This is a genomic window from Synergistes jonesii (assembly GCF_000712295.1).
Classification (GTDB): domain Bacteria; phylum Synergistota; class Synergistia; order Synergistales; family Synergistaceae; genus Synergistes; species Synergistes jonesii.
This window is the reverse complement of the sequence record NZ_JMKI01000031.1, coordinates 18,472-30,996: the sequence shown is the minus strand read 5'-3', so window position 1 is coordinate 30,996 and position 12,525 is coordinate 18,472. Positions and strand designations below refer to the sequence as shown.

The following is a 12,525-nucleotide window of genomic DNA, read 5'->3' as shown; positions in this document are numbered from 1 at the left end:
AAAAACGGACTATGCTATGATTTGCGGAAAAGTTCATCTAAGGTTTTTCCATCACTGTTCTTCCATTCAGCCCAACCGTTTGTTGATCCTCCAAGAACAAAGTTGCTCGCTCCGCTGGGGGTGTTGAATGTCAGGGTGATTTTCAGAATTGATTTTCCGTTTTCTGAAATGATATGACCATCGTCCAAAAGCTCCTGCCTCTGCTTGTTATACTTCGGTAGGTGAACAGGCTTGTCCATATTGATTTCAGAGCCTTCGAGAACATCGAACTTGTCGCCGCTATAAACGCCAAGGGCGGTTATTCCGTTTCGGGTGGTATGAAGGATTTGAGCGTTTTTTGTGTTCTCCTGCGTATTTTCCAGTTTATAGCCCAATGTTGCCATCACGAACTTGATTTCATCGTATATTTCTTCAATAGAAACAAGATCGTATTCATCAATGTCGTATTTAGGCTTAACAGAGTTTTCAACCTTATAGCGTTTTGACTCCCATGCTTTGGAGATGGCATATTCTTCAAGGCCGCTTATGATATCCAAAGAAAAGGTCTTATTATCCGCCAAGAACATAATTGCCTTGTTCCAGAAATCTTTTGAACGGTTATGATCGTCCAGTCTGCTGATGCCGTTTCGTGTCTGACCAATATAAATCTGAGCTATATTGTTGTCTTCATCTTCGTTTATAAGATAATAGATACCCGGGCGATTGATACCGGAGATGTTTTTTGCATCAGAAAGCATTGTGCGAGGAATGACATAGGTCGTAACAGTTGAAAGATGGCGGCGAACTGAACGAATGCCGTCAGGCTGACCATCGTGATAAATGATCTCAAGTTTCTTGCTTGTGGCCATCATTTTACCTCCTTCGATTTATTCAACCATGCATTCTGAAGTTCATCAAAAGATATATTATTTACATCACAGAAAATTTTCAGCTGCTTCATAGCTGTCATATTAGGGTGCGTTTTCCCTGATTCCCAACGATTTACCGTCGAAAATGCAACATTCAGCGCCTTTGCAAAAGCTTCTTGTGTCATAAAAGCCTTTTGACGAATTATCTTAATCTCATTAGAAAGATTCATCCCGCATCTCCTATGCATATTAATAGCTTTATTATGGCATTTTCATTTCAATTTTACAAGTGCATTGAAAAGTTTTTTACAATCGCTTGGGAACAGCGTAAGCTTGGCGAGATGGTACAGTTCTCGAAAGGAACAGGCTATTCCAAAGGTGACTTGAAGGAGTCCGGGACACCCATCATCCTATACGGCAGGCTCTATACAAAGTATGAAACGGTAATAGCTGATGTTGATACCTTTGCCGATGAAAAACCTGGTTCGGTATTTAGTCGTGGCGGTGAGGTAATCGTGCCTGCTTCTGGAGAAACAGCAGAGGATATTTCAATCGCCTCAGTCGTTGAAAAATCAGGGGTTTTGCTTGGTGGCGACCTTAATATCATCACTCCACCAACAGATATTGATTCCGCATTTTTAGCTATCAGCATTTCTAATGGAAAGCCACATAACGATATGGCTAAAATGGCACAAGGAAAGTCGGTTGTTCACCTTCATAATACGGACTTGGAAAAGATAGATTTATCCTATCCGAGTCATGAAGAGCAGATTCGGATTAGTGGCTTTTTCAGAGGTATAGACAACCTTATCACTCTTCATCAGCGTGAGCATTTTTAGAATTTATTGGAGGAAAAAATGTTAAGTAAAATCAAAGGAAACGACTTGTTTTGCGATTATTATGCCCAATGGATAAGTGTGTACAAAGAGGGCGCTGTAAGAAAAGTCACGATGGACAAATATAAGATGTCCCATTCATGGATTGTCAAACTAATTCCGGAGTTGCAGATATGTGAGTTGAACAGAGTAACATATCAGCAGCTGTTGAACAATTATGCGCGCTACCATGAAAGGCAGACGACAATGGATTTCCATCATCAGTTGAAAGGCGCCATTCAAGATGCAGTAGACGACGGACTAATTGAAAAAGACCCTACCCGTAAAGCTATAATCAAGGGAAAGCAACCGTCCGAAAAAAAGGATAAATACATCAACCAATTTGAGCTCCACACGCTTCTTAGTTCGCTCAATCTAAAGGGAGAAATTAATTGGGATTGGTTCATTTTATTGGTAACAAAGACTGGAATGAGGTTCTCAGAAGCGCTGGCTTTAACGCCCAAAGATTTTGATTTTGCTCACCAGACTCTTTCTATAAGCAAGACATGGGACTATAAAGGAAACGGAGGCTTTTTGCCAACGAAAAACAGGTCATCGGTTAGAAAAATACAAATCGACTGGCAAACTGTTATTCAGTTCTCAGAACTTGTACGAAAGATTCCGGAAGACGAGCCCATCTTTGTAAAAAAGCCATGTGTTTACAATTCAACGGTCAATAGTATTTTAGCCCGGCATTGTAAAAAAGCAGGAATCCCAGTCATTACCATACACGGACTACGGCATACCCATGCATCTTTGCTCCTCTTCGCCGGAGTATCTATCGCAAGCGTGGCAAGAAGACTTGGCCATGCCAGCATGACGACAACCCAGAAAACATATTTGCACATAATTCAAGAACTCGAAAATCAGGATGTAGACCTTGTTATGCGGTCTTTGTCCGGGCTCTCTTGATAACAATCACTCTTCATCATTGCGCTCACGCTGATGAAGAGTGATAAGGTTGCCGAATTCAGCAAAAAAGTCCCCAATCTTCTGCTGTTCAGGTAATGATGGCAATTTTATAAAAGTGCTTTTAATGTTTTCGGCATTGATATTTGTATTCGCTGATTGCTTAATACTCTGCCTCAACTGATTTTTGGGTTGTGTCAGGAATTATGCGCACATTTTTTCAGAGCACAAATTGCCTGTGCTGATATGCCGGTGTCAGTTTGACCGTTAGGCCGTTTCGGTTTCGCCTCAGTCTCCTTTCAGAAGTTCCATGTTCATGTATCTGACGGCGCCGCATTTGCTGTTTTATACTGCTTTGCGCCGGAGGGCACTATTTGAACATTTCCGTTACGCGGTCGAGTATGCCGCCGAGATAGGCGATGGCGATGCCGTAATTCGTTATCGGCACGCCGGCCGACTGCGCCTCTATGATGCGGCTCATCAGCTGTTTCCTGTTGAACATGCAGCCGCCGCAGTGCAGTATCAGCGCGTAATCCTTCAGATTCTTCGGGAAGTCGAGGCCGGCCTTCACCTCGGTTTTGAGCCCGGCGCCGGCGCGTTCGCGAAGCCAGCGCGGCAGCTTTTCGCGCCCGATGTCCTCCGTCAGCGGCGCGTGAGTGCAGGCCTCGGCGATCAGCACCCTGTCGGTCGGCTTCAGCGCGCCTATGGCCTTGGCGCCGTCGATGAAGACGGAGAGCTCCCCCTTCGCGCGCGCCATTATTATCGAAAAGGAGGTCAAAGGCACCTCGCGCGACAGCGCCGCGTTCACCTTCGCAAAGACCTGGGAATCCGTGATGACGAGCGCCGGCGGCTCCTTGAGCGAAGCGAGCATCCGCGGGAAATTGTCCGCGGTACAGGTCAGCGCCATGCCCTTATGGTCGAGGATGTCGCGCATCACCTGCACCTGCGGCAGGATCAGCCGTCCCTTAGGCGCCTGTATATCCTGCGGCGCGACGAGCACGACCGCCGATCCCGGCGCGAAGAGGTCGCCGGCGAGAGTCGGCGCTTCGAAATCCGTCGGGGCGTTTTTGACGATCAGCGACAGCAGGGCCGGGCGGTACTTTTTATCCAGCGCCGAGACGGAGGCGAAGGGGATGCCGAATTCCTCTTCGAGAAGCGCGCGCTTCTCCTCCGCAGCTTCCGGCAAAATTCTGTCGATCTGGTTCAGCACGCCGGCCGTCGTGACGCCGCGCGCACGCAGCTCGGCTAGCCACCCCTTTTCGAGAGAAAATTCCTCCTGAGCGGCGCCCACGACGAGCAGCGCGAGGTCGGTGCGCTTCATCATCTCTTTCGAGCGCTCGATGCGCAGCGCGCCGAGCTCTCCTGTGTCGTCGAGCCCCGCCGTGTCTATGACGGCGATAGGGCCGAGCGGCAACAGCTCCATGCTCTTTATGACAGGGTCCGTCGTCGTCCCCGCGTACTCCGAGACGAGCGCCGTCTCCTGCCCCGTCGCCATGTTTATCAGGCTTGATTTTCCGGCGTTGCGCCTTCCGTAAAAGGCGATATGCAGCCTGTTCGAACGCGGAGTGTCGGTGAGCGCCATTTACTTCACCAGCTTTCTGACATCGTCGATTATCGTGCGCCGCGATCCGTTGCCAAGCAGAAAATCCTGCCTGCGCACGGGCCTCCTGACGCCGGCTTTGCTGATCCGCAGGCCGAAGCCGCGCCGCGGATACGCCGCCTCGGCTCCGTCCATAGGCAAACCTCTATCCTGCTGAGTCATCTCTCTGCGCCCTACTTTTTCGACATCACGGCCTTGACCGTTACGGATTTTATCTTTCCCAGCCTGCCGGTAAGTGCGCTTATCCTGTCGGGGTCTCCGTCGAGTATGATGGAGATGACGGAGACGCCGCGTTCGCGGTAGGGAATCCCCAGCCGGCCGACGACAAGGTCGCTGAACGCGTGCAGGGCTTCGTTTATCTCGCGCACGCTATCCATGTCCTCGACGATGACGGCCGCCACACCTATCCTGCTTTCTTCTTTCTTTGCCTCGCACACAGAGACTCATCCTCCTCGATATAAAAACAGGGGCCTCCCGCCGGAAGGCCCTGATGAGCGCGTTTATATAAGCCTCCCCCTTTGCGGAACTCCTCCCCAAAAGCGGACATCTACGACCTGCTATTATAACGCGTCGCATCGCCCGGCGCAACGAATCAAAACGACTCTCAACCTCGCTGAATTTTACTTAGCCTTCAGCCCCTCCATCGACAGCCGCAGATGCTCCTTCATCAGGCGCACGCATTCGGCCTCGTCGTGTTCCTTCAGCGCGTTAAGTATGGCGATATGCTCTTCGAGGCTGGGATTTGTGTCGAAGTCGAAGAACGATTCAAAGAAAATCATCTGCACGAATATCCGCGAGAGGATATTTTTTACGTAGCCGACGAGTGTGCTGTTGCCGGAGGACTCCGCGATGATTATATGGAAATTGTCGTTGACCTTCAGATACGATTCGAGGTCGCGGTTGACGAACGTCTCCCGCTCGGCGTCGATCTGTTCCTGCAGGCGGCACAGCTGCAGCGGCGTGATACGCTTCGCAGCTTTGCGTATAGCCATGGTCTCCAAGTCCTCGCGCACCTCGTAAGTGTCTATTATCTCCTGCTTCGACGGCGACGCGAGACACGCGCCCCAGCCGGGTATTATCTGCACAAGCCCCTCGCTCTCCAGACGCCTCAGCGCCTCGCGCACCGGCGTGCGGCTCACGTTCAGATCTTTCGCTATGGCTACCTCGGGCAGCCGCTGCCCGCTGGTAAGCGCTTTCTCGAATATTTTTTTTCTCAACTGATCATAGACGAACTCCGCCGCAGTGTGTATGGCGGAAGAAGAAACAACCATATTCAACCAGCCCCCAGCTTTGCTTCCAGCTTAAAATATACATAGTGTCCGAAATATTTGCAAGTGAAAAAATAAAACTCAGGGGCATGGCCCGCGGATAAAAAGAATTTTTACAATACAAACGCGCTTACGCTCTTATAGTCCTTTTGCGAAAGTTAACGCGGCCCCTATTACTAAAAAGAGTCTAAATTAGTTTTGCAATTAACAACCAAATCTAAATTACGCGCAAAAGTATTGACAATCTTCTCTAAATAATATATAAATTAGGCAGATGTTAGTGTATACAATGGATACATATAGATTTCGAAAAATTTGCAAAGGAGAAAACGATATGTTGGATCTGAACGAACTTTGCGGAATGAAGGGCAAGACGGCGATCGTGACGGGCGCCGCCTCGGGTATCGGCGCGGGTATCGCACGCTTCTTTGCGAGCGCCGGCGTCTCCGTGGTGATCGCCGACATCAACGATGAACTTGCACGCAAGGTCGAACGTGAGATCAAAGAGGCAGGAGGGAAGGCCGAATTCGTCAGCTGCGACGTTACGAAGGAGGCCGACTGCAGGACGCTTGCCGACGGCGTCGCCAAAAGATATTCGAGGATCGACATCCTTGTGAACTGCGCCGGCGTCGCGCGCCGCCATACTGTGGAGACGCTCTCCGAAAGCGACTGGGATCTCGCGCTCGATGTAACGCTCAAAAGCGTATTCCTCATGAGCAAGCATGTCGTGCCGCACATGAAGAGATCCGGCGGCGGCAAGATCGTCAACATAGGCTCCGGCTGGGCGCTCAAGGGCGGAGACCGTGCCGTTTCGTATTGCGCCGCAAAGGGCGGCGTGTGGAATATGACGCGCGCGATGGCCATAGACCACGGCCCCGACAATATAAACGTGAACTGTGTCTGCCCTGGCGACATCGACACGCCGATGCTCAAGAGCGAGTGCGAACAGTTAGGCGGCGTGTATGATGAAAAATACAAGGAGGAGTGCGCCCGGCGCCCGATGGCGCGCCTGGGCGAGCCGCGGGACGTCGCGATGTGCGTATTCTTCCTCTGCAGCGGCATGGCCCCTTGGGTGACAGGCTCATCGCTCGTCGTCGACGGCGGCGGCATAGCATAGGAGGAGTTTCCACATGTCAAAGAAGGTGTACCCCTACATTCCCAACTCTGAGGCGTCCGTTCAGGCAGAGATGCTCAAATTTATCGGCGTGGATTCGATCGAAGAGCTCATCGCCGACATACCCGAGGATATGCGCATGAAGCGGGCGATGAAGCTGCCCGAACCGTTCTGCGACGAGGCCGGGCTCGCCCGTCACGTCGGCGCGATGCTTGGTAAAAACAAAACCGCGCGGGAGCTCGTCTGCTTTCTGGGAGCCGGCTGCTATAACCGCTACGTCCCCGCGGTCGTCGACGAGGTGGCGGGGCGCTCCGAATTCCTCACCGCCTACGCAGGCGAGCCCTACGAAGACCACGGGCGCTTTCAGGCGATGTTCGAGTACCAGTCGATGATGGCCGAGCTGCTCGATATGGATGTCTGCAACGTCCCCAGCTACGACGGCGGCCAGGCGGTCGGCACGGCTCTTCGCATGGCTGCGCGCATCGCCCGTCGCAAAAAGGCGCTGGTGCCGCGCAACGTCAACCCCGACACGCTGGCGGTGCTGCGGACGTACCTACAGCCCGACGTTGAAATCACCTATGTCGATTATAACTCAAAAACGGGACGCATCTGCCTCGACAGCCTCAAGGAGAAGCTGACGGAGGAGGTCGCGGCCGTGCTCGTGATGAATCCGAACTTTTTCGGCATCATTGAAGAGAAGGCGCAGGAGATCGCCGACATGGCCCACGCCAAGGGCGCGCTCATGGTGGCCTATGTCGAACCCTCGACGCTGGGCCTGCTCGCGCCTCCCTCGCAGTACGGAGCCGATATAGCCTGCGGCGACATCCAGGCGCTGGGGCTGCACATGAACTACGGCGGAGGGGTGGCGGGCTTCATCGCAACGAAGGACGAGCCGCGCTTCGTCGACGAATATCCCTCCCGCCTCTTCGGCATAGCGCCGACGAGCGAGAAAGAATGGGGATTCGGCGACGTCCTCTGGGAGCGCACCTCCTTCGCCAACCGCGACGGCGCCAAGGAATTCGTCGGGACCCATGCGGCGCTCTGGGGCATAGCGGCCGGCGTTTACTTAGCGGCCATGGGCCCTCAGGGCATGAGGGAGCTTGGCGAGGCCGTAGTGCAGCGTCTGGGCTGTCTTAAGAAGGCGCTCTCCGGCGTGAAGGGACTCTCCTTCGACAGATTCTCGGGCACACCGTTTCAGGAGGCCGTCGCCGATTTCTCTGAGAGCGGCCGCACGGTGGCCGAGATCAACGAAAAGCTGCTCGAAAGGGGCATCCTCGGCGGCTACGACCTCGGCAAAGATTTTCCCGAGCTTGAGGGCTGCATGCTTATCGCCGTTACAGAGCAGACCTCGGCGGACGACATAAAGGCCCTTGCTTCGGCACTGGACGAGATTCTGGCGTAAAAGGAGGCTCTTTCAATGAACAATCTGGAAAGAATGAAGCGGTTTCATCAGGCCAAATGGAACGAACCTATCATATACGAGATAAGCGAACCCGGCGCGCGCGCCGTACTTGTGCCCGGCCCCTGCTGCGAATGCACGTCCGCGGAAGAGGCCGTCGCCTCCCTGCCGTCCGCCATGCTGCGCAAGGAAAGCCCCAAGCTTCCGGAAGTCGCCCAACTCCAGCTCGTGCGCCATTACAACCACCTCTCGCAGGAAAACATCGGCGTAGACGGCAACATCGACATCGGCCAGGGGACCTGCACCATGAAGTACAACCCGAAGGTAAACGAGCGTCTCGCGGGAGATGCGAAGCTGTCGGAGATGCACCCGCTGCAGCCTGAAGGGACCGCCCAAGGCATCCTTGAGCTGTTCTATAGGACCGGCGAGCTCTTCAAGGAGATATCCGGCCTCGACGTCTTCTCGATGCAGCCCGGCGGCGGCTCGCACGGCGTCCTTGCGCTTGCTTCGATCGTCCGGGCCTACTGGCGCGACATGGGCGAGGAAAATAAGCGCGACGAGATAATCACTACTCTCTTCTCACACCCCGCCGACTGCGCCGTCCCTATCGTCAAAGGCTACAAAGTGACGATAATCCAGCCCGACGCCGAGGGATACCCCGACATAGAGGCCTTCAAGGCGGCCGTTTCCGACCACACGGCGGCGATATTCTTCACCAACCCCGAGGATACGGGGATATTCAACGTTCGCATCAAAGAGTTCACCCGCATAGCCCACGAGAGAGGGATCCTCTGCTGCTACGACCAGGCGAACGCCAACGGACTGTTAGGCGTCACGCGCACCGTCGAAGCGGACTTCGACATGTCCTTCTTCAACCTTCACAAAACATTCGGCGCGCCGCACGGCTGCGGCGGCCCGGCCACGGGAATGGTGGCGGCGAAGAAAGAGCTGCGCCCCTACATGCCGGTCCCTCTCGTCGAACATTCGCCGGAGAAGGGCTATTACCTTGACTTCGATCTTCCGAAATCATGCGGCAAGATCAAATCCTTCTGGGGGATCGCTCCCGTCGTCGTAAAAGCCTACTCCTGGATCATGTCCCTCGGAGCGGAGGGACTGCGCGAGGTCTCGCGCGTCGCCGTCCTCAACAACAACTATTGTATGAAGAAGATACTCGCGATCAGGGGCGCTTCGATCAGCTTCCCGAACCACCGCCCGCGCGTCGAACAGGCCCGCTACAGCTGGCAGAAGCTCAAGGAGGACACAGGCTTCGGCACCGCCGACGTGCAGCGCTGCGTCGCCGACTTCGGCACGCACTACTGGTCGAGCCATGAGCCTTGGGTAATACCCGAGCCCTTCACCATCGAGCCCAGCGAATCGTACTCAAAACAGGACCTCGACGATTATACCGCCGTACTCGCCGAGATAGCGCGCATGTGCTACGAAGAACCGGAAGCGGTCAGGCGGGCCCCCGTCAACAGCACGGTGCACCATATCGACCATGACTACTTTGACGACCCGGCAAAGTATGCTATCACTTGGCGCGCCTATAACAAAAAGTACAAAGGGTACTTTGAGCCCAGATAGGCTATGAAGGTCGGCTTCCTCATCAACCCTGTGGCAGGAATGGGGGGCAAGGTAGCCCTCAAGGGTACCGACGGAGAAGACATCCTCCGCCGGGCCCTTGAACTCGGCGCTGAGCCTGCGGCCGGCGCCCGCGCCGAGGAGGCCGTGAAAGCGTTCGCCGAAAGCGCGGGAGACTGCCTCTTTTACAGCCCCTCGGGCGTGATGGGGGCCGACCTGCTTAAGAAATACGGGATAAGGACGGAGCCGCTCTTTGAACCATCCGCGCATACGACCCCGGCAGACACAAAGCGCGCGGCGAAAATGATGTTGGAGCGCGGAGTCGCTCTTATCGTATTTGCCGGCGGCGACGGCACGGCGCGCGACGTCTGCGCAGTAGTCGGCGAAAGCGTGCCTGTAGTCGGCATCCCCGCGGGCGTGAAGATACACTCCGCCGTTTACGCGAAACGGCCCGGCGCGGCGGGCATACTCGTCGGCAGATTCCTGCTCGGCCTGGCGAAGCGCTTCGCCTCCGCCGAAGTCGTCGACATAGACGAAGAGGCTTTCCGCGACAACGTCGTACGCGCGCGGCTTTACGGCTACATGAAGGTGCCGGACGACCGCGAATTCATGCAGGACCGCAAAATCGGCAGCGGCGGCACCGCGGCGGAAGAGGCTGCGGAGCTTGCGGCGTACGTGGCGGGCTGCATGGAACCAGGTACGCTATACCTCGTCGGCTCGGGCTCGACAACCATGCGGCTCTTGGAACGCCTCGAAGTCGACGGAACGCTGCTCGGCGTGGATGCCGTGATGGATGGAAGGCTGGCAGGGCGGGATTTGACGGAGGCGGAGATAAAAAAACTGCTCGCCGGAATCGAGAGAGAAAGGAGGGCTCTGATCGTCACCGTGATCGGCGGACAGGGACATATTTTTGGACGCGGCAACCAGCAGTTGAGCCCCGACGTCATCCGCATGATACCGAAAGAAAATATCACGGTCATCGCGACGCCCGCGAAGATGGCGCAGCTTTTCGGCAAAAGCCTGATCGTTGACACGGGAGACAGTTCATTGGACGAGGAGCTGCAAGGATACTTTCCCGTCGTCACCGGAAGGGCAAGGAAAATAATGGTTAAAATCTCATAATTTATTTTTCACCTGGGGGCGATACAATGGCGCGCTACGAAGAACTGAGAGGAAAAAGGGTAATGATCACGGGCGCCGCAAGCGGCATAGGGCTTGCGACCGCGCAGGTGTTCGCGGAAGCAGCTGCGAGAGTCTTTGTCGTCGACTACAACAGAGAGGCGGCGGAGAGGGCGATGGCGGAAAACCCCTCCTTCGCCGGATACTGCCATTGCGATGTCAGTAAAGAGGAAGAGGTGCGGAGAGCATTCGAGAAGATGGACGGCGAACTCGGCGGCGTTGACGTCCTCGTCTCCAACGCCGGCATAAGCATCAGGGGCGACTTTGTCGATATCTCCTACGAACAGTGGAAGAAGGTAATAGACATAAACCTCAACGGGATGTTCCTCTGCGCGCGCGAAGCGGCGCGCCGCATGGCCAGGCAGAAGAGCGGCGTCATCCTCATGACCGCATCCACGAACGGCACCGAAGGACATCGTTGGTACGCCGACTACAACGCCTCGAAGGCCGGAGTCATCCTGCTTACGAAAAGCATGGCGCTGGAACTCGCTCCCGCCGTGCGTGTGAACTGCGTCTGTCCCGGCTACGTTCTCACGCCGATGCAGAAGGCGGAATACACCGAAGAGATGCTCGCCAAGGTCAACGAGGGCATCCCGATGAAGCGCCACGCCGAGCCGGAAGAGATAGGCAAGCTCTACGCCTTCCTCGCCTCCGACGACGCGAAATACATCACCGGCGCCGACATCCGCATAGACGGCGGCGAAACGGCGGGGTTGTATTAAAAGGCCGGATAGAAACCTATCTTAATCAGCGCGTTATACCATAGAACTATATGTATAGCTAAGAGGATGATTCGTCTGCAAATGACCTGCAAGTGACACTTTCAAGTACAGATAGAGATATGTCTTCGGCGCGGGTATTGTTGATTATGAAAAGTAATATCTTTTGTTAAACATTAGGTATACAAGGTATTCAATTGGTTAAATGACAACAAGAATCAAATACTCTTGTTTGATTTTAGCTAAAAATGTGTATTACAGTGTTATATTTTAAGCCTATACTAAAAATAGAGGTGATGGAAATGAAAGCCAATACAAAATATCTTTCCTTTTACTATCAAGAGATGAGTGAGTTGCCAGAGATTGAAATTATTCCCTCAAGGACGGCACTGCTCATTGTTGACATGCAAAAGCATTTTCTTGCAAAAGACGGTTTTGACGCCCTTCTTTTTAAGGAAAGGGGAGAGTGGGAACGTTGGGAGCCATATTTTGATTATGTAGAGAAGGTAACGATTCCTAATAATAAGCGCTTAATAGAATGTTGTAGAAAACATAAAATAGAAGTTACATACGGCAGAATCGCGTCACTAAAAGCCAATGGATCTGACAGAGCTCGTGTGCAGAGCACATCTGGGTGGAATAATATTTTGGTTCCAATCACCTCTGAAGGCGCTGAAATGATGGATGATATAGCTCCGCAGGGAGACGATATCGTCGTGAATAAAACAACTGATAGTGTCAGTCTTGGTACAAACTATTCGGAATTGATGAGAAATATGGGTATTGACACAATCATTGTTACCGGCGTTGTTACAGATCAATGTGTTGCAGGAACAGTAAGGGTGCTAGCTGACCATGGTTTTAAAGTGATATGTGTGGAAGATTGTTGTGCGGCGCCTGATATGACCTTGCATCATATGGAACTGAAAATAATGAACATAATTTATTGCAACGTTCTTTCAACAGATGAAACAATAGCTATTATAGAAGGAAAAATAAAGTAAATTCAAAATATTTATAGATTAGAAGGAGG

General features: G+C 53.3%; 15 protein-coding genes. 8 read left to right on the top strand and 7 right to left on the bottom strand.

The annotated features are described in order from the left end of the window. Positions 1-14: 14 nt before the first annotated feature. On the bottom strand, positions 15-848 hold the full coding sequence (locus EH55_RS06500) for a GIY-YIG nuclease family protein (protein WP_037975930.1): 834 nt from the start codon (positions 846-848) through the stop codon (positions 15-17). Beyond that, a complete protein-coding gene (locus EH55_RS06495) occupies positions 848-1,078 on the bottom strand; it encodes a helix-turn-helix domain-containing protein (protein ID WP_037975928.1) in 231 nt (76 codons plus the stop codon). The genes EH55_RS06500 and EH55_RS06495 overlap by 1 nt, the downstream gene beginning before the upstream one ends. A 33-nt stretch (positions 1,079-1,111) precedes the next feature. Between EH55_RS06495 and EH55_RS06490 the strand changes: the two genes are divergently transcribed. Then, positions 1,112-1,687: a restriction endonuclease subunit S gene (locus tag EH55_RS06490; protein ID WP_051682738.1), complete on the top strand. Its 576-nt coding sequence runs from the start codon at positions 1,112-1,114 to the stop codon at positions 1,685-1,687. A gap of 18 nt (positions 1,688-1,705) precedes the next feature. After that, positions 1,706-2,635 (top strand): site-specific integrase, encoded by a 930-nt coding sequence (locus EH55_RS06485; RefSeq protein WP_037975927.1) that lies wholly within the window; start codon positions 1,706-1,708, stop codon positions 2,633-2,635. Between the two features lie 6 nt (positions 2,636-2,641). On the opposite strand, the gene EH55_RS14880 is transcribed toward EH55_RS06485, so the two are convergent. The 5 genes from EH55_RS14880 to EH55_RS06470 all read right to left on the bottom strand — a co-directional run bounded on the left by EH55_RS14880 (position 2,642) and on the right by EH55_RS06470 (position 5,503). Beyond that, on the bottom strand, positions 2,642-2,833 hold the full coding sequence (locus EH55_RS14880) for a restriction endonuclease subunit S (protein ID WP_081839472.1): 192 nt from the start codon (positions 2,831-2,833) through the stop codon (positions 2,642-2,644). A gap of 169 nt (positions 2,834-3,002) precedes the next feature. Beyond that, the gene (gene hydF / locus EH55_RS06480; protein WP_037975926.1) at positions 3,003-4,214 is read right to left on the bottom strand and encodes a [FeFe] hydrogenase H-cluster maturation GTPase HydF; all 1,212 of its coding nucleotides are present in this window, start codon (positions 4,212-4,214) and stop codon (positions 3,003-3,005) included. Continuing rightward, positions 4,215-4,394, bottom strand: coding sequence for a hypothetical protein (locus tag EH55_RS14165; RefSeq protein ID WP_152550723.1), 180 nt, complete (start codon positions 4,392-4,394; stop codon positions 4,215-4,217). Between the two features lie 11 nt (positions 4,395-4,405). After that, positions 4,406-4,669 (bottom strand): TM1266 family iron-only hydrogenase system putative regulator, encoded by a 264-nt coding sequence (locus EH55_RS06475; RefSeq protein ID WP_037975924.1) that lies wholly within the window; start codon positions 4,667-4,669, stop codon positions 4,406-4,408. Between the two features lie 183 nt (positions 4,670-4,852). Beyond that, positions 4,853-5,503 carry a GntR family transcriptional regulator gene (locus EH55_RS06470; protein WP_037975921.1) on the bottom strand — a complete coding sequence of 217 codons (651 nt, stop codon included), beginning with the start codon at positions 5,501-5,503 and terminating at the stop codon, positions 4,853-4,855. A 331-nt stretch (positions 5,504-5,834) separates the two neighbouring features. Here EH55_RS06470 and EH55_RS06465 point away from each other — a divergent pair, with 331 nt between their 5' ends. The 6 genes from EH55_RS06465 to EH55_RS06440 all read left to right on the top strand — a co-directional run bounded on the left by EH55_RS06465 (position 5,835) and on the right by EH55_RS06440 (position 12,496). Beyond that, a complete protein-coding gene (locus EH55_RS06465; RefSeq protein WP_037975920.1) occupies positions 5,835-6,617 on the top strand; it encodes an SDR family NAD(P)-dependent oxidoreductase in 783 nt (260 codons plus the stop codon). Between the two features lie 13 nt (positions 6,618-6,630). Next, the gene (gene gcvPA / locus EH55_RS06460; protein WP_037975918.1) at positions 6,631-8,016 is read left to right on the top strand and encodes an aminomethyl-transferring glycine dehydrogenase subunit GcvPA; all 1,386 of its coding nucleotides are present in this window, start codon (positions 6,631-6,633) and stop codon (positions 8,014-8,016) included. Positions 8,017-8,031: 15 nt separating this feature from the next. Then, positions 8,032-9,597: an aminomethyl-transferring glycine dehydrogenase subunit GcvPB gene (gene gcvPB / locus EH55_RS06455; protein WP_037975916.1), complete on the top strand. Its 1,566-nt coding sequence runs from the start codon at positions 8,032-8,034 to the stop codon at positions 9,595-9,597. Between the two features lie 3 nt (positions 9,598-9,600). Further along, positions 9,601-10,716 carry an ATP-NAD kinase family protein gene (locus tag EH55_RS06450; protein WP_037975913.1) on the top strand — a complete coding sequence of 372 codons (1,116 nt, stop codon included), beginning with the start codon at positions 9,601-9,603 and terminating at the stop codon, positions 10,714-10,716. A gap of 26 nt (positions 10,717-10,742) precedes the next feature. Then, entirely contained in the window at positions 10,743-11,495 is a 753-nt protein-coding gene (locus EH55_RS06445) for an SDR family NAD(P)-dependent oxidoreductase (protein WP_037975911.1), read from the top strand. 299 nt (positions 11,496-11,794) lie between these two features. Beyond that, positions 11,795-12,496 carry a cysteine hydrolase family protein gene (locus tag EH55_RS06440; RefSeq protein ID WP_037975909.1) on the top strand — a complete coding sequence of 234 codons (702 nt, stop codon included), beginning with the start codon at positions 11,795-11,797 and terminating at the stop codon, positions 12,494-12,496. The last annotated feature ends 29 nt before the right edge of the window (positions 12,497-12,525 follow it).

What these genes read in the sequence shown, in the direction of transcription:
- EH55_RS06500 (WP_037975930.1), bottom strand. Translation starts at nt 848, where the DNA reads ATGGCCACAAGCAAGAAACTTGAGATCATTTATCACGATGGTCAGCCT.
- EH55_RS06495 (WP_037975928.1), bottom strand. Translation starts at nt 1,078, where the DNA reads ATGAATCTTTCTAATGAGATTAAGATAATTCGTCAAAAGGCTTTTATG.
- EH55_RS06490 (WP_051682738.1), top strand. Translation starts at nt 1,112, where the DNA reads ATGGCATTTTCATTTCAATTTTACAAGTGCATTGAAAAGTTTTTTACA.
- EH55_RS06485 (WP_037975927.1), top strand. Translation starts at nt 1,706, where the DNA reads ATGTTAAGTAAAATCAAAGGAAACGACTTGTTTTGCGATTATTATGCC.
- hydF (WP_037975926.1), bottom strand. Translation starts at nt 4,214, where the DNA reads ATGGCGCTCACCGACACTCCGCGTTCGAACAGGCTGCATATCGCCTTT.
- EH55_RS14165 (WP_152550723.1), bottom strand. Translation starts at nt 4,394, where the DNA reads ATGACTCAGCAGGATAGAGGTTTGCCTATGGACGGAGCCGAGGCGGCG.
- EH55_RS06470 (WP_037975921.1), bottom strand. Translation starts at nt 5,503, where the DNA reads ATGGTTGTTTCTTCTTCCGCCATACACACTGCGGCGGAGTTCGTCTAT.
- EH55_RS06465 (WP_037975920.1), top strand. Translation starts at nt 5,835, where the DNA reads ATGTTGGATCTGAACGAACTTTGCGGAATGAAGGGCAAGACGGCGATC.
- gcvPA (WP_037975918.1), top strand. Translation starts at nt 6,631, where the DNA reads ATGTCAAAGAAGGTGTACCCCTACATTCCCAACTCTGAGGCGTCCGTT.
- gcvPB (WP_037975916.1), top strand. Translation starts at nt 8,032, where the DNA reads ATGAACAATCTGGAAAGAATGAAGCGGTTTCATCAGGCCAAATGGAAC.
- EH55_RS06450 (WP_037975913.1), top strand. Translation starts at nt 9,601, where the DNA reads ATGAAGGTCGGCTTCCTCATCAACCCTGTGGCAGGAATGGGGGGCAAG.
- EH55_RS06445 (WP_037975911.1), top strand. Translation starts at nt 10,743, where the DNA reads ATGGCGCGCTACGAAGAACTGAGAGGAAAAAGGGTAATGATCACGGGC.
- EH55_RS06440 (WP_037975909.1), top strand. Translation starts at nt 11,795, where the DNA reads ATGAAAGCCAATACAAAATATCTTTCCTTTTACTATCAAGAGATGAGT.